At 48.6% G+C, this 21,075-nt stretch carries 20 protein-coding genes; 8 read left to right on the forward strand and 12 right to left on the reverse strand.

What is annotated here, in order from left to right; genetic code table 11:
* Positions 1–153 precede the first annotated feature (153 nt).
* Complete coding sequence (locus Q1B47_RS18100) at positions 154–588, forward strand: hypothetical protein (RefSeq protein ID WP_299796806.1); 435 nt, start codon at positions 154–156, stop codon at positions 586–588.
* Between the two features lie 61 nt (positions 589–649).
* On the opposite strand, the gene prlC is transcribed toward Q1B47_RS18100, so the two are convergent.
* Positions 650–2,689, reverse strand: coding sequence for an oligopeptidase A (prlC, locus tag Q1B47_RS18105; protein WP_299796809.1), 2,040 nt, complete (start codon positions 2,687–2,689; stop codon positions 650–652).
* A 303-nt stretch (positions 2,690–2,992) separates the two neighbouring features.
* Here prlC and Q1B47_RS18110 point away from each other — a divergent pair, with 303 nt between their 5' ends.
* The 4 genes from Q1B47_RS18110 to Q1B47_RS18125 all read left to right on the forward strand — a co-directional run bounded on the left by Q1B47_RS18110 (position 2,993) and on the right by Q1B47_RS18125 (position 7,007).
* Complete coding sequence (locus Q1B47_RS18110) at positions 2,993–3,769, forward strand: hypothetical protein (RefSeq protein ID WP_299796812.1); 777 nt, start codon at positions 2,993–2,995, stop codon at positions 3,767–3,769.
* Between the two features lie 141 nt (positions 3,770–3,910).
* Positions 3,911–4,414 carry a hypothetical protein gene (locus Q1B47_RS18115; protein ID WP_299796815.1) on the forward strand — a complete coding sequence of 168 codons (504 nt, stop codon included), beginning with the start codon at positions 3,911–3,913 and terminating at the stop codon, positions 4,412–4,414.
* Between the two features lie 121 nt (positions 4,415–4,535).
* Entirely contained in the window at positions 4,536–5,891 is a 1,356-nt protein-coding gene (gene gorA, locus Q1B47_RS18120; RefSeq protein WP_299796818.1) for a glutathione-disulfide reductase, read from the forward strand.
* A gap of 171 nt (positions 5,892–6,062) precedes the next feature.
* On the forward strand, positions 6,063–7,007 hold the full coding sequence (locus Q1B47_RS18125) for a putative sulfate exporter family transporter (protein ID WP_299796821.1): 945 nt from the start codon (positions 6,063–6,065) through the stop codon (positions 7,005–7,007).
* Between the two features lie 17 nt (positions 7,008–7,024).
* Here the strand turns inward: Q1B47_RS18125 and Q1B47_RS18130 are convergent, their stop codons facing one another.
* The 10 genes from Q1B47_RS18130 to Q1B47_RS18175 all read right to left on the reverse strand — a co-directional run bounded on the left by Q1B47_RS18130 (position 7,025) and on the right by Q1B47_RS18175 (position 16,494).
* The gene (locus Q1B47_RS18130) at positions 7,025–7,177 is read right to left on the reverse strand and encodes a hypothetical protein (protein ID WP_299796824.1); all 153 of its coding nucleotides are present in this window, start codon (positions 7,175–7,177) and stop codon (positions 7,025–7,027) included.
* A gap of 105 nt (positions 7,178–7,282) precedes the next feature.
* Entirely contained in the window at positions 7,283–7,963 is a 681-nt protein-coding gene (locus tag Q1B47_RS18135; RefSeq protein WP_299796828.1) for a DJ-1/PfpI family protein, read from the reverse strand.
* A gap of 247 nt (positions 7,964–8,210) precedes the next feature.
* Complete coding sequence (locus Q1B47_RS18140; protein WP_299796832.1) at positions 8,211–8,879, reverse strand: paraquat-inducible protein A; 669 nt, start codon at positions 8,877–8,879, stop codon at positions 8,211–8,213.
* 165 nt (positions 8,880–9,044) lie between these two features.
* Positions 9,045–10,223, reverse strand: coding sequence for an HD-GYP domain-containing protein (locus Q1B47_RS18145; RefSeq protein WP_299796835.1), 1,179 nt, complete (start codon positions 10,221–10,223; stop codon positions 9,045–9,047).
* A gap of 261 nt (positions 10,224–10,484) precedes the next feature.
* Entirely contained in the window at positions 10,485–10,706 is a 222-nt protein-coding gene (locus Q1B47_RS18150) for a hypothetical protein (RefSeq protein WP_299796837.1), read from the reverse strand.
* Positions 10,707–10,708: 2 nt separating this feature from the next.
* The gene (locus tag Q1B47_RS18155) at positions 10,709–11,449 is read right to left on the reverse strand and encodes a DNA-binding protein (RefSeq protein ID WP_299796999.1); all 741 of its coding nucleotides are present in this window, start codon (positions 11,447–11,449) and stop codon (positions 10,709–10,711) included.
* An 89-nt stretch (positions 11,450–11,538) separates the two neighbouring features.
* The gene (locus Q1B47_RS18160; RefSeq protein WP_299796840.1) at positions 11,539–12,084 is read right to left on the reverse strand and encodes a core component of ECF transporter; all 546 of its coding nucleotides are present in this window, start codon (positions 12,082–12,084) and stop codon (positions 11,539–11,541) included.
* 69 nt (positions 12,085–12,153) lie between these two features.
* On the reverse strand, positions 12,154–12,828 hold the full coding sequence (locus Q1B47_RS18165) for an energy-coupling factor transporter transmembrane component T (protein WP_299796842.1): 675 nt from the start codon (positions 12,826–12,828) through the stop codon (positions 12,154–12,156).
* A 56-nt stretch (positions 12,829–12,884) separates the two neighbouring features.
* Positions 12,885–14,252, reverse strand: coding sequence for an ATP-binding cassette domain-containing protein (locus tag Q1B47_RS18170; RefSeq protein WP_299796845.1), 1,368 nt, complete (start codon positions 14,250–14,252; stop codon positions 12,885–12,887).
* A gap of 175 nt (positions 14,253–14,427) precedes the next feature.
* Positions 14,428–16,494 carry a TonB-dependent receptor gene (locus Q1B47_RS18175; RefSeq protein WP_299796849.1) on the reverse strand — a complete coding sequence of 689 codons (2,067 nt, stop codon included), beginning with the start codon at positions 16,492–16,494 and terminating at the stop codon, positions 14,428–14,430.
* A 418-nt stretch (positions 16,495–16,912) separates the two neighbouring features.
* On the opposite strand from Q1B47_RS18175, the gene Q1B47_RS18180 reads away from it, so the two are divergent.
* Positions 16,913–18,271 (forward strand): isochorismate synthase, encoded by a 1,359-nt coding sequence (locus Q1B47_RS18180; protein ID WP_299796852.1) that lies wholly within the window; start codon positions 16,913–16,915, stop codon positions 18,269–18,271.
* Between the two features lie 87 nt (positions 18,272–18,358).
* Here the strand turns inward: Q1B47_RS18180 and Q1B47_RS18185 are convergent, their stop codons facing one another.
* Positions 18,359–19,132, reverse strand: coding sequence for a transporter substrate-binding domain-containing protein (locus Q1B47_RS18185; protein WP_299796855.1), 774 nt, complete (start codon positions 19,130–19,132; stop codon positions 18,359–18,361).
* Positions 19,133–19,425: 293 nt separating this feature from the next.
* On the opposite strand from Q1B47_RS18185, the gene Q1B47_RS18190 reads away from it, so the two are divergent.
* Both Q1B47_RS18190 and Q1B47_RS18195 read left to right on the forward strand, forming a co-directional pair.
* The gene (locus tag Q1B47_RS18190; protein ID WP_299796858.1) at positions 19,426–20,100 is read left to right on the forward strand and encodes a 7-cyano-7-deazaguanine/7-aminomethyl-7-deazaguanine transporter; all 675 of its coding nucleotides are present in this window, start codon (positions 19,426–19,428) and stop codon (positions 20,098–20,100) included.
* 125 nt (positions 20,101–20,225) lie between these two features.
* Positions 20,226–20,693 carry a GNAT family N-acetyltransferase gene (locus Q1B47_RS18195; RefSeq protein ID WP_299796861.1) on the forward strand — a complete coding sequence of 156 codons (468 nt, stop codon included), beginning with the start codon at positions 20,226–20,228 and terminating at the stop codon, positions 20,691–20,693.
* The last annotated feature ends 382 nt before the right edge of the window (positions 20,694–21,075 follow it).

A 21,075-nucleotide genomic window follows, 5' to 3' on the forward strand; every position in this document is an offset into this window, starting at 1 on the left:
TTTATCCTGAAATCCCGACTCATACTCACTGCAACCACGGCTCTATCGATAGCACTCTCATATACATATCGGGACAAACTGTGACTTGCCCTGACTCTCCCCTATTCTTTAGTATCTCTGGCTTGAATGAACGACTAAAGCCGGAAATTTTTTGTGAAGTCTATTTTTTTGTCCCTTATGTTTTCAATCTCATTCGCCACGCTATCTGTAGCCATGAGTGCGTGTGCCAATGCTCCCCGACCAGGTATGATCACAATCGAAGACTCTGACTCGCTGACGACGATAAAGGTGTACGGAGCCTTACCTGAAAAGGAGTTACACTTTAATAGTGAGCAGTATGAGATTAATATTCAAAATCTTGGCGATAACCTGTTCCATATTGACGCGAAGATCACCTCTGTGAGAGTCGATAATATGACAGGAGAGGAGTTAGTCTCCAGTAATCAAATAGTGAGCCAGGTCAGGGCTGAACCGGGAGAGAGAATCACTATCGGCGGCCTGGATTCATGGTCGGAGTCAGTTCGGGAGGATGGTCGTACCGTCGGGGTACACTCTCAAAAACAATATGTTTTAGAGATAGTAAAGTAAGTCTGGATATTACAAAGATGCCAATTGGCAGAACCAATTGGCATCTTTTTACGACATAGAGTTATCCGTTAATGCCCGAGTGACGAAGCAGTGCATCGATGCGAGGCTCACGTCCACGGAAGCGCTTAAACAGCTCCATCGGCTCTTCGCTCCCTCCCATCTCTAAGATGTTATTGAGGAAGCTACGGCCTGTTTCGCTGTTAAAAATCCCCTCCTCCTCGAATCGCGAGAAAGCATCTGCTGACAAGACTTCTGCCCACTTGTAGCTGTAGTAACCGGCAGCATACCCACCGGCAAAGATATGGGCAAAGCTATGCTGGAAACGGTTAAAGTCGGCGGCCTTGATCACAGCCACCTGGCTACGTACTTCATCCAGCTTGGCCTGAATATTCGCCCCCTCTTCAGAGCTATACTCCAGATGCAATCTGAAATCGAATAGTGAAAACTCCAACTGGCGCAGCATTCCCATGCCCGATTGGAAATTCTTCGCCGCCAACATCTTATCCAGCATAGCCTTCGGCAATGGCTCACCGGTTTCAAAATGTCCGGAGATCTCGGCCAACGCCTCCTCTTCGAAACACCAGTTTTCCATGAACTGGCTCGGCAGCTCTACCGCATCCCATGGAACCCCGTTAATGCCCGATACCCCGGCGACATCGATCTTGGTCAACATATGATGGATGCCATGACCAAACTCATGGAACAGGGTTGTCACCTCATCATGGGTAAACAGGGCGGGCTTACCATCCACAGGCGCATTGAAATTACAGGTAAGGTAAGCCACCGGATCTTGCATCCCCGCAGCTGTTTGCCTGCGCACGCGGCAATCATCCATCCAGGCACCACCGCGCTTACCCTCACGGGCATACAGGTCGAAGTAGAAGCTACCTCTGTGCTTGCCTTCGCTGTCTTCTATGCTGAAGAAGCGAACATCTTTATGCCAGGAGTCGAACTCCTTCTGCTCGGTGATCTTCAAGCCAAACAGGCGATTCACCGTATAGAAAAGCCCGGACAGCACCTTATCTTCAGGAAAATAGGGACGAAGCAGCTCTTGGGAGATCTCATATCTGTGATGCTTTAGCTTCTCAGCATAGAAGCTGAGATCCCAGGGCTGCAGATCTGTCGCCCCAAACTCCTGCTCTGCAAACTCGGTCAGTTCGGCCAGCTCTGTTTCTCCCTGCTTTTTAGAGCGGGAGGCCAGCTCATTGAGAAACTCTAATACCTGCTCGGGAGTCTCTGCCATCTTGGTCGCCAAAGACTTGTGGGCATAGCTATCGAACCCTAACAGCTGCGCCAACTCATGGCGCAGTGCCACAATCTCATCCATCAGGGGCCCGTTATCAAACTCACCGGCAAATGGTCCTTGGTCGGAAGCCCGCGTCACAAATGCACGATAGCACTCCTCTCTCAACTCACGATTTTCACTATAGGTCATCACCGGCAGGTATGAAGGGAAGTCCAAGGTGAATAGCCAGCCCTGTTGATCTTTAGCTTCTGCCATGGCTTTAGCCGCAGCAACTGCAGACTCGGGTAAACCTGCGAGATCCTTCTCCTCTGTAAGCAACTTAGTCCACGCCTGCGTCGCATCCAGAAGTTGATTCGAGAAACCGCTGGTCAACTCTGACATGCGTTTAACCAACTCACCGTAACGCTGCTTGTCAGTATCATTGAGTCCGATTCCTGAAAGCTCGAAGTCACGTAAACTATGGTCGATCACCATCTTCTGCGCTTGAGTCAGATGCTCAAACTCTGCAGATGCCTTTATGGATTTATAAGCTTGATAGAGCGGCTGATGCTGCCCAACGAAAGTACCGTACTCTGAAAGCAGAGGCAGGCAGGCATCGTGCGCCTGACGCCACTCTTCACTGCTGACCACTGAGTTCATATGGGAGATAGGGGACCAGATCTTACTCAGCCGATCATCGGCCTCTTCGAGGGGAGCGATAAGATTATCCCAGGTGAAGGGGGCTGGCTGGGCAAGCACCTTCTCTATCTGACTGCGGCAATTGGCAATACCCTGCTCAACGGCTTCTTGAATATGTTCTGGCTTGATCTTGGAAAAAGGGGGTAACACTGCGCTGGTAAGCAAAGGGTTGCTCATATTGATTCCTCAGCATAGAGATAATCTATGCTCTAGATAATGGTCTAAAGATTAGATATGGGCTAATCGGGGAATATTCAAGAACTATCTGTAGCCAGACATTTCGTCTCATTACGCCTATCAAGGCATAACTTAGAATAAATTGATCTAGAACAAGAAAAACCTATGGGAATCATTTACATTCCAACTCTTGAGAGCCTCATCCCAAATGGGAAGCGTTCTCATTTACATTCTTGACAATAGCATTACTATTCCTAAGTAGTTAATCACATTATCACCATTTCGCCTGAATCCGAGCCGTATATGAACAATAAAACTAAGTTATCACTTCTGACCAGCCTGATCATTGCCTCCTCTTCTGCCTATGCGGAGACCAGTACGAATATTGATGACTCACATAGCAGAAATGTTCTGCCGGCGAATGAAACGGTAGAGACCGGATACCTGCTCGATCTGGGTTGGGACTCTAAGTATGTCTCTGAAGGACGTAATAACCTGGATAAAGGCGGAATATTCTGGGGGACTGCTGCGGTACAACATGGCAACTTAAACCTCTATGCCACACTTGGTCGCGCAGATGATCAGGATTATACCGAGTGGAACTTTGGTCTCGAATACGCTATTCCTCTCTCCGACACTGTGGAAGCAACGGTTGGCTATCAAAGACTCGAGTTTTACGGTGATGAACGTGCCCATGACAATGAGTTCTTCAGCTCCCTTACTTACAGCGGCATCGAATGGCTGACACCATCTATCGCCTATACCTATGCGACAGAAGCCGGTGGTTACTTTGTCGAAGCCAGCCTGCACAGCAGCTGGGAGCTACTGGAAAACTTCACCGTGACCCCCTATGTCACTCAAGCATTCGATTTTCAATACGCAACCGAAGATCATGATGGGCCGAACCATTTCCAGTTCGGTGTAGAAGCTGAATATCTGGTGAATGAGCAGATCACGCTATCTGGCCACGTCAGCCACACCATAGCCCAGGAGGATATCAAGGCTGAAGCTAAGGCCGATGGCATCGAAGGCAGCTTAGATCAGACCTATGCCGGCATCCACCTGACCTGGAATTTCTAAAGTTAAAAGAGTGAGTGCTCAGGCTATGGAGGCTGAGCACTTTGTAAAAAGTAAGAACCTGGACTAGATTTATCTAAACCAAAGACAGGGAGTGTCTTTGGCAAAAACTTTTGTAACTCACACCTTCAAGAGGAACAGGGAATGTCACTCTTAACAGAATATGCCCGGCTCATTAAACCCGCCACTACCTTCGCCCTGGCAATCCTTCTGTTCGTGCCAACTCCCTGTAGCCGAGCAGACAACAAAGCCCCCCTCCCCTTAGGGGTTGTTTTAGATAACAAAGGTAACCCCATATCTTTCCCAACAGATAACCGAAGTGCCTTGGAGTTCAGCTCCCCAGTAGTCAAAGAAACCAATCGAGCCTCTTCTCCGGCTCAGCCCAAAAAAAGAAAACCCCATACAAAGAAACTCCCCCACAAGCAGCAACTTGCCGGCAGAGCACATATAGCCAACGATCCCAGCTGCCGCTGGCTCAACAACAGAATGAACAAGCTGGAGAAGAGTCTCACATCTACCGGAAATAAGTCATCTAACAGTTACCATAAAAAGGAGTTAGCGATCAGGAACAAAGAGTGGAACTGCATGAAATGTGGCGCCGAAGGTCCGAAACAGAAAGACTATGACAGATGCCAACATCGCCGCTGATAATAGACAGGAGTGAGCTTGAAATATGATACTGGCCTTCTGTACTGAGGCATGATTTCCCCCTACAATGGCTGCTTGCCTTACATAGCAACTTTTTGCACATACTCTTTGGAGATAATAGATGGCCCAACATTTTGACTATATCTGTCTTGGCGCAGGTAGTGGTGGTATCGCATCGGCAAACCGCGCAGCCATGCGTGGCGCTAAGGTACTACTCATCGAAGCTAAGGCGCTCGGCGGCACCTGTGTCAACGTAGGCTGCGTACCAAAGAAGGTGATGTGGTATGGCGCCCAGGTTGCAGAAGCCTTACATCTATACGCTAAAGATTATGGCTTCGATGTCACGGTCAACAAGTTTGACTGGAACACTTTAGTTGCGAGCCGCGATGCCTATATCGAGCGAATTCATGGCTCATACGACCGAGGCCTTGAAAACAACAAGGTCACCTTAGTACGCGGTTACGGCCGCTTCGTCAACGAGCGCACCATAGAGGTCAACGGAGAGGAGTACACCGCCGACCATATCCTGATCGCCACAGGAGGCTCGCCGAGTATCCCGAATATTCCCGGTGCCGAACATGGCATCGATTCAGATGGCTTCTTCGATTTACGCGAACAGCCTAAACGTGTAGCTGTCATTGGCGCCGGTTATATCGCAGTCGAGCTCGCCGGCGTGCTGCACTCTCTGGGCAGTGAGACCCATCTGTTTGTGCGTAAGCATGCACCGCTGCGTAGTTTCGATCCTATGCTGAGTGAAGCACTGATGGAGTCTATGGCGACAGACGGGCCTACGCTGCACACCAACAGTATTCCAGAATCGGTCATCAAAAATAGCGACGGCACACTTACCCTGAAGCTTGAAAACGGCGAGAGTTTTGAGGTTGATACCCTTATCTGGGCAATAGGCCGCAAACCCTCTACCGGAAATATCGGCCTGGAAAATACCCGAGTTAAGTTAAATGACAAAGGTTACGTGGTTGTCGATGAGCAGCAGAACACCACCAACCCGGGCATCTACTGTGTGGGAGATATCATCGAGGGCGGCGTAGAGCTGACTCCGGTAGCCGTCAAGGCGGGTCGACTACTCTCCGAACGCCTGTTCAACGGCATGGCAGATGCAAAAATGGATTACAGCCTGATCCCTACCGTTGTCTTCAGCCACCCGGCCATAGGCACCATGGGGCTCACTGAACCTGAGGCCATCGCCCAATATGGCGCAGATCAGGTTAAGTGTTACAACTCGGGCTTCACCTCTATGTATACGGCCGTCACCGCTCATCGTCAGGCGTGCAAGATGAAACTGGTCTGCGCCGGCCCCGATGAGAAGGTGGTGGGTATACACGGAATAGGTTTCGGCATGGATGAGATCCTGCAGGGCTTCGGTGTCGCAATGAAGATGGGCGCCACCAAAGCTCAGTTCGACGCCGTCGTCGCTATCCATCCGACGGGCGCCGAAGAGTTCGTTACTATGAGGTAATGAGGAATACGTCCTCTGATTTCGCTGCTGATTCGGAATCAGAGGACTGGTTTGAATGATCAGGCTACTCGAAGAATAAATTTTATTTAATCTATAACTAAAATAAATTGAATTTATTGAAAACGCCTGTCTGGCTATAATTTCCAGCTAACTCCCAAGCTATTATTTTCGATGAAACCCGGCAACATATCTCTTCAGACCGTAAAGCGCCACCTTCCCTTTTTTCTCATTGCCGTCCTGTGTCTGCTTCCGGTGATCTCATCCCCCATAGCCCTGGTATTAGGTTTTACCCTGGCAAGCCTGGGCCTGATCCCCAATGAACTCGATCTGGGCAAGATAACTAAACGCCTGCTCTCCTACTCAATTATCGGTCTGGGTTTCGGAATTCAACTGCAAACCGCCATATCGGCAAGCCTGCAGAACCTGCCATTGATCCTTGGCTCAATCATCTTCACCCTGCTCTTAGGCTTTATGCTGACAAAAGCACTCAGGTTCGACACCAAGACAGGGCATCTTATCTCTGCGGGTACAGCTATCTGCGGTGGAAGCGCTATCGCCGCCGTCGCACCGGCAATCAATGCCAGGAGTGAACAGTCGGCCATCGCGCTCGCAACCGTTTTTATCCTCAACTCTTTGGCACTCTTCCTGTTCCCGGCCCTGGGGCACCTGTTTTCGATGAGCCAATATGAGTTCGGTGTCTGGAGCGCCATCGCGATTCATGATACCTCCTCAGTGGTTGGCGCTGCATCAGCCTACGGTGAAGAAGCTCTGACTACGGCAACGACCATTAAGTTGGCTCGGGCGTTGTGGATCATTCCCATAGCCCTGCTCAGTGCCATACTCTTTGGCGGCGACAGGAAGCGCATTACCATTCCCTACTTTATCGGCTTCTACTGCCTGGCAATTGCCATCGCCCACTACTTCCCCCTGGGTCAGCCTGCCTATGAGGTGCTGTTTGAGATCTCCAAGCGCGTACTCGTGCTCTGCCTGTTCCTGATTGGCGCGGGGATCACGGTGAGAAAGATGCGTACAGCAGGCGCTAAGCCCCTGCTCTTGGGCGTGCTGTTATGGTTATCGATAGGAACCAGCTCGCTGCTTTACATTCTCTATCTATAACATGATCTGAGCAGAGACTATGGCTTCAACGGCTCAGACTTAACTCCCAGTACAATCCAGAGCAGACAAGCAAAGGCTGCAAGATCGATCAAGGCACGAACGAGTCCGTCGGTAAGCAGGGAGGCAGCCACAAAAACTGCACAACATATGATGATTAACCACTGCTTCATTCTGCCTCCTTGTTTATCAGAGATAGGTTCAAAGAAGTGGTTATTATTTATCGATAAATAAAGTTAACCCAAATATTCGTTTTTACTAACAAATAGCTAGATCAACTAAGCCACGGCAAAGGGGTCATTTTTAGCATCACTGTTCCAATGATATTCGGTCAATGTCTCGATTCTTCTGGCCTCACTCTCACCCCTGAGCTGTTTGATATAGAAGAGCGCCGCATCCGTCCCCGCCGATACGCCGGAGGATGTCAGATACTTGCCATCATCAACCCAACGAGCGCTCGGTTGCCAATTTACCTGCTCGGCCAGCCCTGTTACCCACTGGTAGGCCATCTTATTGGTTGTGGCACTGACACCATTCAATATGCCCGCTTTAGCCAACAAGGCAGAGCCGGTGCAGATTGAGAACACCTTACCCGACACCTCAGCCTGCTTTCTAAGCCAGAGCATCAACTCCTCATCTTCGACTAGCTTACGGGTACCCAGTCCTCCGGGAACGATAAAGAGGTCGCATGGAGTCACCTTCAACGTCGAGATATCGGTGACCACCTTCGGTCCCTGGTAACTCCGGATAATACTCTTATCCCCAACAAGTTTAATTTGAACATTTTTCATATGCCCCAACATCTCAACCGGGCCATGTAGATCCAGGGTCTCATAATCATCGAAGACTAAGGCCAATATCTGAAAAGGTTTCTCTTTAGTTGCGGCAAAAAGTTGCACAGGCGCCATAGCACTGGCCATGACCGCTGTTCCGGCGGCTAAAAAATCACGACGTTTCATCATTCACTCAATGTAATGGTAGGGATATACCTGATTAGTCCATCAGTCATGATAAAGATTCATTTTACTTCTGCTGAACAGCCGGGAAATGTGAGCAAAGGGGAGGTTGCCAAAAAAACCGGATATTAATAGAGAAACTTAGATCCGGATTTGACTTAATCATCTTCCTGAAAAAACGGGGCTCTAGTAACAACCGAATCAGCAGGCATATGCAGACCTGCGTCACCGAGAGTATTTCAAATAACCACTATCGAGCAGACACTGCAGAGCGGCGCCGCTCTGTAGTAAGGTCTTTCGCACGACCAGAGCGCATGACCAGATAGCTACTGAGTATTGAGAAGATGCAATAAGCCGTAAAATAGTAGAAGCCAACTTCTAAGGTCGCCGATGTTCTCAATAATTGCCCCATACCCGCCGACGCATTTCCGGCCATGAAGCTGACCATGAGTGCCACCAGAAACACATCGGCCATCGACCACTTCCCGATTAACTCTATGACACGCGCTACGCCTGCCCCCATCTTTTCAGGCAGCGAAAACTGCAGAGTCAACATCAAACATAACTTCAGGGCGGGAATGACGATACTAAACAGCATAACCAAAGCTGAAACCGCTACATTACCGGAAAGATAAAGCTCCTCTATCGTCCCCCAAATACTGCGGGTCTTCTGAAAAACTTCGACTTCACCTTCTATTTCATTAAACCCCAGCATATCCGATATCATGGCGATCATCCCTCTGGCCCCTCCGCTACCGGCAGAGTTATCACTGAAGCTATCGGCCAGGTGATCGACTCCCGCCAGAGTCAATTCAGACTTTTCTATCATGCCGCTGATGCTCAGAATTGGCTGGCTCACGCCGGGGATCAACAGTAACAGGGAGACCAAAATAATCGTAACGGGGAGAACTCTATTCATTGGGATGCTTGCTCATCACTATTATCGAAAGCGCTATTATACCAGTCGGTATAACAAAGTGATCGACTCTGAGCCCATTTAGCGAGCTCATTCAATGAGCAGAGATATTCAGCTATAAGAGGCCGAACTTAAGAGTAAAGGGGGGAAGTTACCGGCTCAACTGGGTCAATAGAAGGGAGATGGGTCGACATCCAGACTGCTGGGTGATACACCTCGCTCGATATGCAGATCAGATTTTAGCAGATCGACCATAGCGACCTCAGTGTAGTGCTTATGTTTTATGGAGTAGAAACACTTCAAAACAGGATGAAGGGCGTCTCTGTTCGTCGCTTGCCACACGATGCCAATCCGGCCATCTGAGAGCTCGACTAAGGAGCCAACCGGGTACACACCGACACACCGGATAAACTCATAGACCAAAGCCTGATCCAGGTGAAAAGGGGTCAGACTTAAGAGCACTTTAAAAGCCGCGGCCGGACTCATGGCCTCTTTGTAGCAACGTGTAGCTGTGAGCGCATCAAAGATATCGACAATACAACTCATGCGCCCATGAAGTGGCAGCTCATCACCTTTCAAGCCGCCAGGGTAACCATTACCATCCAGTTTCTCATGGTGCATCAGGCACACATCTTTACTGATATTCGAAAGACCTTTGGTCTCTCTCATGATATCGATAGCAAAAACCTGATGCAGCTTGATATGCTCGAACTCTTCAGGCGTGAGTCTTCCCGGCTTGTGCAGTACCTTATTATCGATCTTAATTTTACCGATATCATGCAACATGCCGCCAACCGCCAGCTGCCGGAGGGTATCTTTCTCCAACTTGAGATATTTACCAAAGGTAACCAGCAGAAAAGCAACATTAATCGAGTGTTCAAGCAGATAGGCGTCTTTCGTTCTCAATGCCGACACACACTTCATCGCGTCGGCGTCGAGCAGGGCCGTCTCGATCATGTTATCCGCCAGCGCCTCGAAGGGGGCAACCTCGATAGCCTTGCCTTCGAAGGTTTCAGACAGCACCTTCTTGACGAGATCTTTCGCCTCGACAATCAACTTCTTAGCCTTTTGTTGCGACTTTTCACGGGAAGGCTGAGCCTTCTTAACGACGGGTTTAGGAGGTTGAACAGGTTTTAAGCCACAATGTTCTGCCGAACGCTCAACATCGATCCAAACATGCTTAATACCATTCTTAGTCAGCTTATCTATCGCATCGCGATGACGGATCTGTCCGGCATTGGCAACTTTAACCAAGCCTTCTCTATCGATGGCGGTAACAAACATACCAACAGTCAACTTGGAAACCGGAAGTTTAACAAGTGCCTTAGATTCTACCGAATCTGCCATGAATCCAAGCCCCCCCAGGATGACCAACAGCAAATGGACATATCTACTTAAATATTCTAGTACGCCTCATGCTTACTACAATTTTCTGCTTTAAATCAAAGGCGTTGTGGGAGGGTATTCTATGCCTTGAGTTATTAAATAACCACAGCAAAGACGCACTTCTCATATTCAATAGCTCTAAATATTGAGCAAGCGCACATGCCGGGTTTAAGTTAACGCTTTTTTATCAGGTAGTAAAAACTTAAAACTCATAACATCTCTTTACTTAAATTGGATACATTCGACGCCATCGATAAGCCAGCGACGCTTCATGCAGTTGTAACAGGAGACAAGCGTATCATCGATCTGCTCATCTTCATCATCCGGACTAAACCGTTCACAGGCCTGAGCCGCTTCTCTGGAGGCGACACAATTTTCAATACCAAACCTGAAACGAAAGGCCTTACCGTCAAACTCATACCAGGGCAGTAATTTCACATTCACTATCAGTACTCCTTCAGGTGCCGCTTCAACGCATTACACCAGCGGTCCTTATTCCAATAAACCAGAAGTGCAAACTGGTGCTGACAATATACGGCCTTAGCCTTATTACTCAGATGCAGCACCTCATCACTCCTCAGCTTACGTCCATCGAGGCTAACCACACAATCCAACCCACTAAGCCTTAATGCTTCTTTGACTGTAAGCGCTATACCGCCCTCATGTCCTTCCTGACCCAGATCTACCTGGCCCTTCACTCGACCATCCTGACCATAAAGCCTCAAACCTATGCCGGCTAACGCTCCAATCACCCCCTGTCCGGTGCCACCATGCTCACTCAAACTTATCCCCTGCAAAAGAGCCAGCTCATATGCCTCGCTCTTTGTTTTTACTTGCTCTTTAGCCTCCAAACCGAAGCGGATGAGTGCCGCTCTGCTAAACTGCGAATCGCAATCCAATATAGCCAGACCCGGATCCGATGCCGCAGCGCTCTGCCCGGAGAGATGTGTGACAGCCAGCCGCTTAATCAACTCGAGAGGCTTATTACTCCGCAGACGAAAACACATGGCACTATTATGGGAGGTGTATGGGATATCCGGATGAACATAGAGCTGATGCCGGGTGATGAAGGAACAACTCTCCCCCTCACCTTCACAGAGAAGCTCCGCAATCTCCTGCGCGATCTCTCCCGTACCTTTTGTACCTATATCATCTGTATCGTCGATACAGATCAACCAGGTTTTCAGCTGTTTATCATTCATTTACCTACTGCCTCTCAATACCATAAACATCTTTTCCAAAGCGACCGGACTCAATAGAGCAAAGAGTTACTCAGCTATTTAGTGCTGCCTTTGTACAATAGATCATGCGCTCTTAGTCGCTCGAGTACGGGCGGAACCATCAATGCGGCAAGCACTGTAAATCCCCCGCCCTTTAATACACTTAATGCAAACTGAACCAGGGCTACCTGCATTGTCATCCCCACTAACAGATCTTCTATCCATCCCTTACCCGCCCACGCTAAACAACCTATCAAACCGACGATTACGCAGCGCATCCTTAGGGTAAACAAACCAACCAAAACCAGCAGACTCAGATCCATGGCTATAGCCGGCAATGCAAACTTTATAAGAATTAATGGCCCCCCTTTGCCTACACTCAAGATCATCGCAACGAAGCCGGACAACACTCCACATGCAGAGATACAGCCTACCCGCCCTACCACGCCGTAGCAGATGAGATAAAAAAATGTCATCAGAAACATCGAGTGACCCGAAATGCCCAACTTAAGTCGCATCATGCTTTTCAACGCCACCAGCAGGGTGGCACAGAAGCCGATAAAGAGTGCATCTTGTAAACTGAAGTTAAAACCCTTATTCATAACACCCTCTTCTTCATATAGTCTTGTTATTTAACCGGTTTAAATAAAGCGAGATCCTCAAATTGAAAATCACCTCCAGTGAGTAGGCCGCCGACTCCGACCAAAATATCGTAATTGAGCGGCTACAGCGATCTGCTTTGAAAGCTTAATGAGTTGAATTAAAAGAGGAAAAATCACACAACCTATCAATTCAGACCAATTTCTCGGGTCCCTCAGTGCCTTGGGAGTGATCCGGGCACCACGCATACACTGTATCTGATATATTTCACGCAGCTCGAGCGTCATAAACGGCAATAAGCTTATCGATGCAGCAATAACGAAGGCCCACTTAACCGGTAAAACCCAGGTCAATACCTCTCCAATTCGTTCAGGACTACAACAGACTGACAGCCACCAGCCGGGAATGAATGCCAACAGGATCCTCAACACAGCCATGGCCCCCTGGGCGAGCTGCCCCTGACCATGGATCAGGTAGTAGAGCCCCATAGTGATAAGTAGCTGTACAAAAAACACCCGCACCAGTACGCCTATCTTTCCACGGCGATAGAGACCATGGATGAGTAAGAGGGTTTCACACAAGATCAAACCGGGAAGGTGCCTATCCGGAATGAAAAAAGCGGCACTCGACAGCAGCAAAACAAGCACCAATGAGGCCGCCGTAACATAACTGCTCTTGTGCGTTGCATGGCTCTGCAGGCGTTCACTGCCTGTTGTTCCAGCCCTATTCCTGCCCTTAACCCGCATCCATACTCTCCCTAGCCCCCTTCGACCAGGAGATAAAGTAAGCGACGCAGTCAGCCTTAACCGACATGGGCACTATCCATGCCGGTTATACAAGCCCCGGACAGATGCTCTCCATGCAGGAGACCGCCGGATAAGTGCCATGAGCGTGTGACCGGCATATGACTCATCAACCTGTGGCTACTCAGCAGTATTGCCGTACCTTGACGACTGAGCCGCAGCAAAAGCTGCCATACTCTGCAGTAAAATGCCTGATCCAGACCGGCAAGCGGATCATCGAGAAGCATTATCTTAGGCTTCATCGATGCAAGGGAGGCCAGAGCAACCAGATGCTGTTGACCGTATGACAAGGTATGAGGTGAATGAGAGCGGAGATCTTCCATCTCCATCTCAGCTAATACTCTATCGGCGTTTTCCAAGGGTAAGCCGAAGCGTTTAAGGCTGAATTGCATCTCCTCCAACACAGTATTTTCAAACAGCTGACGGTTGGGACGCTGAAGCAGCAAGCCAAGTTCGGCGCCGAAGACACCTAGTTTGGGTTGCTTGCCCAACACTTTCAACGGCAAGCCTTTTACCTTGGACTGTATCCCGGCGATGCTCTTTAACAGGCTGCTTTTTCCTGCACCATTATCACCTATCAGAGTCACGATCTCGCCCTCAAACAGTTGCAGGTGTTCATGGCAGACAAACAGCGGGCTTTGATCTTCGAAACAGAAATCAAATGGCTGGAGAGACAGCAGACTCCTCCCTATGGGGGCACAAACCGCCTGAGTAAAGGGAATGGAGGCACACTGGAAGCATCCCGGAGATAACTTGCCATTTTGTAACTGCCAGAAGTGGTCCACTACATCATCGAAAACCCCGGGGTTATGCTCAACTAAAACGATGGAGACATTATCGGCCTTCAGTCGTCTCAATACTGACATGAGTTCTTCGACCCCGGTATCATCGAGTTGAGCCCAAGGTTCGTCCAGCAGAATAACATTCGGCTCATAGACCAGTTGAGCCGCGATCATCAGCCGATATTTCTGGCCGAGAGACAGCTGTTCGATAGGTGTATCTAAACTGACGTATAGCCCAACTCTTCTCAGCGCCCCTTGGACCCTGCCAACCATAAGATCGTAGGGGACAGCCAGATTTTCCAATGCGAAGGCGATCTCCGCTCCGACACTCTGACGAATAAACTGTACATTTGGGTCTTGCATCACCAGGCCGAGAACCACATCCTCGGCGACATGAAGCTCTCCCTCGAAAGGTCTGGAGAGGCAACCCATAATAAGATTGAGAATACTCGATTTACCGGAACCTGTAGGGCCACTGATACAGTGACACTCCCCCTCTTGAATCGACAGGCTCACCTCATTCAGCACTAAGTCTGAATCGCAATGGTACCGAAAGCTAACTCCATCTAATTCCAGTAAATTCATATCTTCATCTATCAAATAAATTATCTGTCACGATTACTAAGATCGACATCCACAGCAACAACGCCGGATAGTCAAACTTTACAAATCCGCCCGCCACAAAGAGCAAAGCATCACTCTTTAAAAAGATCATTAAGTCCGGTGAACTCCATGTTTCACCGGGCTTGCAACCACCTGACTACAGCTGCCAGTTGATGCCGACAAACACCTGTCTTCCGGCTTGAGGGATGGCATCACTTTGGTAATAGTTCTCATCCAGCAGGTTTGTCGCTCTGATGTAAAGCTCAAGCTTGTCATCCAGAACAGGTTGAACTAAGTTCACATCCAGCAGGGTATAGTCCGCCAATGACTGATCGGTCCACACCTTATTGCCATTTACCTTCTGCTGTTCGTAGTAAACCTGCCCCATTATCCGCTCGAGGTTCATGTTGATTCGCATGGCAAATGCCAGTTCATACTCGGCCTGAAGGCGCAGTTGATGTCTTGGACGGTACTCTAAAGCCCCCATACCATCGAAAGCATCTTTGTCTTCGGTGTCCAGAAAGCTATAGGCGAATGTCAGTGACAGATCATCGAATGATTGGTTAGTCAAAGAGAGGTCGACACCTTTAAACTGATAGCGCCCCATGTTTTGGTAGATTCCGGCAATATCCTTAGCAATATAGTTCTCGGCATCAGTGTAATAACCTGCAAGCGAGAGTGCGGTCGATGCCCCCAACTCCTGTGCTACACCGAGCTCGAAATGCTTCGAGGTTTCAGCGACTAAATCTGCATTACCGGAAGATTGTGAATACAAATTCTTCATCGAAGGGAAACGAACTTTTCTTGCTATACCGGCATTGAACCGGGTGTGCTCAAACGCCTGCCAGAAACCGGAAAGCTGGCCCGAGTAGTCACTTTCTGACTCTTTGACACGCTCCTGATCATGAAAAGCGCCTCCCAGGGTGAAACCATAGTAGCCGTCATCCTGGAATTGATACTCGGCAGCTAAGGTGTAGAGCCATCCGGAATCATCGAAGCTGCTAGTTCCACCACCGTTACCGCCTCCATTGCCACCGCCGTTTCCACTACCATTTCCACCGCCGCTTTTACTACTGCTGCCATCGATGCCCCGACTCTTCTGCCCCGATTTCTCTTCTTTCTCAGGCTTAGATGTTGTGGACTCCCAACTCTGATTCTCCGCGATTAAAGAGCCGGTCAATATCCCCGCTGGGCCATAGTTTGTAATGAATTGCAGGTTGCCTCCCTGCACCCTTGAGCGTCCATCTTGACTCTGCTTCACCTTAGTGTAACTATCATCGATATATTGAGTCTCAACCACATCACTCTGGTTGTGGTAACCGAAGCCTCTCAGAGTAAACATCTCATTGAATTTATGCGCCATTCCAAGCTGAAAGGTTCTTGCATCATAATCGTCTGCCCGCTCAAACTTTATGCTACCGCTGCCACTCCCATCCCGCGAAGGCTTGCCCCACTCACCGGAGCGAAGGCTCATATTGGCCGTTATCTGAGTGCTCTGAGACAGCCAATAGCTCCCCTGAGCATAGATGTTATCGATCTCTTTATCTGAATTAGCCCTGACACTATCACTCTGGATCTCATTAAATGGATAATCATCGGAAAGCGGGAATCCATCGGTCTGTTGATGACTGATGCTGACCAGACTCTGCCAATTTTCCCCCGAGCTGGCAGCACTGATATCGCCATTGAAGGTGTTCTCTGCGGATGCTTCTAATCTGCCGGATAGGCCAGAGGCTCCCTCTCCCTGCTTAGTGATAATATTGATCACGCCACCCGCACCGCCGGGACCATAGAGTACCGATGTCGGCCCCACCGACACTTCGACAGACGCAATCTGGCTGGTTGGGATAACGCTGGGATCAAACTGACCATCCTCGGCACCGTTTGCCGGTACCCCGTTGATAAGCAGGGTAACGTGCCGTGTCTTAAAGCCACGAATATCGACTCTCGGAGTGCCCTGGCCACCGGTTCGAACATAGACACCTGGCACACTCTTAAGTACTTGATCTAAACTTTGAGCGCCAAGTGCCTTTATCTCATCCTCGTCGATACTCCAGTGAGTGGTAGACGCCTGAGTTGCGGTTGGGCCCTCGCCATGAACCACTATAATTTCGTTTACATTAAGGATGGGGTCTCTATCTATGTCGTCAGCCGTTGCCGCCCCGCTACTACCTATGGCAAGTGCAATTGCCGACATTCTTATTATTTTTTTTTGTACTTTCATTTTTCACAAATCCTGACCAGAGCTAATTCGCCGCTATTGTCAGTATCGTTTTCCCTCTCCTCAAGAAATAAAAAGTCAAAAACAAACGCAGATCGACAAATTCAGACTATGTCTCAGCCCTCCGCACCACAACGTAGACAAATTGTCCATCACACCAGGTGGAAAGGACAAAATTACTCAGGGTGGTAGCGGCCAACGTGATGATAAGCGGAGGGAAATTTAATACTGAGTTGCCGTATTCATGGTCAAGTTCACAGCTTGAATCGCAACAACTTGACAGTTTTTGGCTTGGACATTACTTTGTGGTAAAGATTCTTATTACCAATTATATAAAGGAACTGGACAGCGTCTTATATCCAAGGATCTCTGCGGTAGTTTCCACTGTTCAATTTTCACTGATATTTGTTTGGAGTTTCAATTGACTGCTTTCCTGCTGTCACAGGCTATCTCATCCCTTACTGACAAACTAAAACAACTGAAATTTCAGTCACACAGTGATCCTATCATTCAAGTTTCTGTACCTATCTGCGCGATGCCTGCGATCGCCTGGCTAGCCGCTCAACCGCTCTACCCAAGAGTTTACTGGAAAGGAAGAGACACCGAAGAGGAAGTGGCAGCCATCGGGAGCTGCAAAGACTTTGCCTATGAAGACGCTGTCGATGATCAGCAGTTATCTGTGGAGTATCAGAAACAGAGAGCCCTCTCCAATAACCAGGATATTCGCTATTACGGTGGTGTCGCTTTCGACAGAACGACAGAATGCTGGCCGGAATTTGGCCGCGCCCACTTTGTTCTCCCCAGAATTGAGCTGAGACGTAGCGGTGAAGAGTATAAGTTACTGGTCAACCTCAATTGCGAAAGTAATGAACCCGAAGCTGAAAGAGCCGAAGCGATAGCAGCCTTGGCTAAACTAGCCTCTCCCAGGCCACTGCCTCCTCCAAACAAGATCAACTTATTGAGCAGGAGCGACAGACCCGATCGGTACCACTGGACAGAACTGGTCAATAAGGTCACCCATGATAAATTTATTCAGGACACACCTAAAGTGGTCCTGTCACGTCTGACCCAACTTGAGGTTGACGAAGAGGTCGATCCCTGGATGCTTCTTGCCTGCTGGCAGGGACGTAATCAAAATAGTTTCCAGTTCGGCTTCCAGTTCAGCCCGGATAGTGCCTTTATTTCATGCACTCCGGAGCGCTTATACCGACGCCGTCAACGAGAACTATTCACAGAAGCCCTTGCCGGTACGACGACCCGCGGACTCAACCAGGAAGAGGATAAGGCGCTCGCTCAACAGCTGTTAGAAGATAGTAAAAATAGCCATGAAAATCAGTTAGTAAAAGAGCATATCGTTGATGCACTGACTCCTTTGAGCAACTACGTTGGCGCCGAGGAGACCCCTCGTGTATTTAAACTCAGCCATATTCAGCACCTTCATCGTTCAATTAGAGCCGAACTGAAACCTGGTATCGATGATTTTCAGTTACTACAGGCACTCCATCCCACACCTGCCGTGGGTGGCCTACCCAAAGAGCCTGCAATGAACTTTATTCGTCAGCGTGAAGGATATGCCAGAGGCTGGTATGCGGGTGCATGTGGATATTTCAACAAGTATGAGAGCGAGTTTGCGGTTGCGATTCGCAGTGCTCTCATTGAACCGGGCAGGATTAATTTATTTGCCGGGGCGGGAATTGTTTCCGGCTCGGAACCAGAAGCTGAATGGGTTGAGCTGGAAAACAAGCTAACAACGATACTTTCCATTCTTACTGAACTTTAAGTGCGTTTCGACGATCGGGATATTGAACACTCCTAACGTTTCGCGTAACAGGGCCTGGGATGCCTGCCAATGTTCAATGTTGAGGTATCACCGCTCTGAGGTTGAATCCAGCCTCTTAGCATCGGGCCCCACGTAATGACGAAACAGCTTGTCGAGCTCACCACTGTCGATTAGTTTTTTTAACTCACTATCGAAGTGCCGCTTTAGCCTTTCGCCTCTATCATTGTCAGAGAAGACAAAGAAGATCTCCGTCCGGAACACATTCTCCACGATCACGAACTGCCTGGGTTGGCTCAGCTTTGGCACCAGAGTCAGCATCACAGGTTTATAGTCCAGCACCGCATCGACCTGGCCCCGATTTACCCTGTTAAGCATCTCGAGTAGATTACTGCTCTCCTCGTAGTACATAGGAACAGAGATAAACTCATCATAGCGATAAGCCAGCAATGCCTGAACCTTCTTATGAAACAAACTCTCGGTCCCCTTCCATAGGACAGCCATCTCAGGAGTGATTGCGGCATCTACGGTGTCGACCTCTACCGGGTAACTACTATACAAGGCCTTTGCCGTATCTCCGCTATAGAAGCCTAAAGCCATATCGCTCCTGTTGTTATCGACTAAATACCTCACCCGGGAAAAGGGAACGATATCGATTTTAAGTTGCCACTCTATCTCAGGAAATACCCGTTTCAGAATATCAAAATAATAGCCGCTTCCGTCTCTGTTGGTATAACCCAGCCAACTATCCGTTGCAACAGTCACCACTTCCCCCCCCTCGTTCGGCTGAGCGGGAGTTGCCGGTAAACTAAACGGCATCAGGAACAGGTAAATAAGTGACGCCATGAGCGTAATTATCTTCATTGAGGTAACCATTATCTGATTAACGAGGCCGAGGGCACGTCTTTGCAGCTTCAGTAAGTTAAGTCTACCTAATCAAAGTTTAGAACTATTTGCTGTTTTTTGAACTGAAAGGCTCCAATTACCCTTGCTCCGACCGAAAACCTCTTTATAATGTGCCGCCCCTACTGGGGCAATAACAGGCGAGAATGACACTGGCAAATTAAGTGTTTCATATAGTGCCAATACCACTTTTCTTAACGGGTTCCCTCACCCCGTTACCGTGTAAACGGATAATCAACTAAAAAGGCTACAAGATGTTAATGCTTACAAATGCGCAGATTCGTCGCGCACTACTGCTGCTGGTCAGCTTTCATATACTGATTATTTGCGCAAGCAACTATTTGGTTCAATTACCTTTTCAGATATTTGGTTTTCATACTACCTGGGGAGCCTTCAGCTTTCCGTTCGTCTACCTCGCCACCGATCTCACCGTCAGGATCTTCGGGCAGAGCTCTGCCAGACGTATCATCCTGAAGGCCATGATCCCCGCGCTGCTGATCTCTTACCTGATGGGGGTGCTATTCCATCAGGGGAGCTTTCAGGGAGCCTCGGCACTCTCGGAATTTAATAGCTTTGTTTTCCGTATCGCCTTCGCCAGCTTCGCTGCCTATCTGATAGGTCAGCTGATGGATATCACCGTATTTGCCAAACTGAGAAACACACAATCCTGGTGGGTCGCCCCTGCAGCGTCGACACTCATTGGCAACCTGGTGGATACTCTGGTCTTCTTCTCACTGGCTTTCTATGCCTCTGATGACAGCTTCATGGCGACACACTGGCCCGAAATTGCCAGCGTCGACTACGGCTTTAAACTGATAGTGAGCTTAGGTCTGTTTCTGCCTGCATATGGCGTCTTATTGAAAGTGCTGGAGCGAAGAATCGTCAAGCTACCGAATCAGCCTGATTTCGCCTCAGAGCCCACAACTTAGCCAACATAACTGGCCAGACCAGATCTTCTATATTAATATAGGCGGCTTATAATCCAGACAGGTAAACCCATTCCAATGAAGGCAGCAAATCATTTGCTGCCTTTTTACTGAGAGATCGATGCCCCATGTACAGTGTAGAGATAGAAACGGCCACTAAACTCACTCCTGAGCTTCTTAACTGCTTACTCGAACTCAATCAACAGATCCCTGAGTTTGATAAACCATACCCCGCAGAGGAGTATCGATTAAGACTCAGTCATAAACCCATACTCATCATGTTCATCAGGGTAGAGGGGGAGTTGGCTGGTTTTAAATTGGGCTATGAGTTGGATGGCTCCACCTTCTATAGCTGGCTGGGTGGCGTAATTCCTGAGTACAGAAATTTAGGCTTAGCTCAAAGCCTGTTGCAGGCACAGGAATCCTGGGCCAGAGAAAACAACTATCAATATATCGAAGTCAAGACTCTCAACCGCTTCTCATCTATGTTAGCCATGCTGACGGCGAGCAGGTATCAGATCATCGACATGACCCAAAAGACTGATAAAGTTGAAGATAATAAGATAAGGCTACAAAAATCGATCTTATCGGTGTGAAAAGTCCAAATAAAAGTGTAAAAATCACTTGCACACCCAAATGATAATGATTACTATTTGCATGCGTTCCAAGAAACTCACTCTTCAAGAGTTAAACACTTCATCTCTGTTTAATTCACTCCGTCTTTAAGAGGAAAGCAGTATGGGTTTGCAAAGCACGACATTGCTCACACACACTTTTTAGCCGGGATTAATTCCCGGCATTTTTTTATCTGTTTTCAGTGGACACTCCCCCCTGGCGCCTCCCATTCACGTCAAACTTGGCCCATGGTTACAAGGCAGAGAGCTCTGGATAAATGATCAAAGCTTATGATAACTGGTGTAGCTACCAACGTAACGAGCTGATTATTAATGCTTAATCAGCATGGTGAAAAAAGTTTTG

This window comes from uncultured Shewanella sp. (assembly GCF_947501225.1).
Lineage (GTDB): Bacteria > Pseudomonadota > Gammaproteobacteria > Enterobacterales > Shewanellaceae > Shewanella.

What these genes read in the sequence shown, in the direction of transcription:
- Q1B47_RS18130 (WP_299796824.1), bottom strand. Translation starts at nt 7,177, where the DNA reads ATGAAGCAGTGGTTAATCATCATATGTTGTGCAGTTTTTGTGGCTGCC.
- Q1B47_RS18175 (WP_299796849.1), bottom strand. Translation starts at nt 16,494, where the DNA reads ATGAAAGTACAAAAAAAAATAATAAGAATGTCGGCAATTGCACTTGCC.
- Q1B47_RS18165 (WP_299796842.1), bottom strand. Translation starts at nt 12,828, where the DNA reads ATGCGGGTTAAGGGCAGGAATAGGGCTGGAACAACAGGCAGTGAACGC.
- Q1B47_RS18125 (WP_299796821.1), top strand. Translation starts at nt 6,063, where the DNA reads ATGAAACCCGGCAACATATCTCTTCAGACCGTAAAGCGCCACCTTCCC.
- Q1B47_RS18185 (WP_299796855.1), bottom strand. Translation starts at nt 19,132, where the DNA reads ATGAAGATAATTACGCTCATGGCGTCACTTATTTACCTGTTCCTGATG.
- prlC (WP_299796809.1), bottom strand. Translation starts at nt 2,689, where the DNA reads ATGAGCAACCCTTTGCTTACCAGCGCAGTGTTACCCCCTTTTTCCAAG.
- Q1B47_RS18195 (WP_299796861.1), top strand. Translation starts at nt 20,226, where the DNA reads ATGTACAGTGTAGAGATAGAAACGGCCACTAAACTCACTCCTGAGCTT.
- Q1B47_RS18140 (WP_299796832.1), bottom strand. Translation starts at nt 8,879, where the DNA reads ATGAATAGAGTTCTCCCCGTTACGATTATTTTGGTCTCCCTGTTACTG.
- gorA (WP_299796818.1), top strand. Translation starts at nt 4,536, where the DNA reads ATGGCCCAACATTTTGACTATATCTGTCTTGGCGCAGGTAGTGGTGGT.
- Q1B47_RS18135 (WP_299796828.1), bottom strand. Translation starts at nt 7,963, where the DNA reads ATGAAACGTCGTGATTTTTTAGCCGCCGGAACAGCGGTCATGGCCAGT.
- Q1B47_RS18160 (WP_299796840.1), bottom strand. Translation starts at nt 12,084, where the DNA reads ATGAATAAGGGTTTTAACTTCAGTTTACAAGATGCACTCTTTATCGGC.
- Q1B47_RS18170 (WP_299796845.1), bottom strand. Translation starts at nt 14,252, where the DNA reads ATGAATTTACTGGAATTAGATGGAGTTAGCTTTCGGTACCATTGCGAT.
- Q1B47_RS18190 (WP_299796858.1), top strand. Translation starts at nt 19,426, where the DNA reads ATGTTAATGCTTACAAATGCGCAGATTCGTCGCGCACTACTGCTGCTG.
- Q1B47_RS18115 (WP_299796815.1), top strand. Translation starts at nt 3,911, where the DNA reads ATGTCACTCTTAACAGAATATGCCCGGCTCATTAAACCCGCCACTACC.
- Q1B47_RS18110 (WP_299796812.1), top strand. Translation starts at nt 2,993, where the DNA reads ATGAACAATAAAACTAAGTTATCACTTCTGACCAGCCTGATCATTGCC.
- Q1B47_RS18145 (WP_299796835.1), bottom strand. Translation starts at nt 10,223, where the DNA reads ATGGCAGATTCGGTAGAATCTAAGGCACTTGTTAAACTTCCGGTTTCC.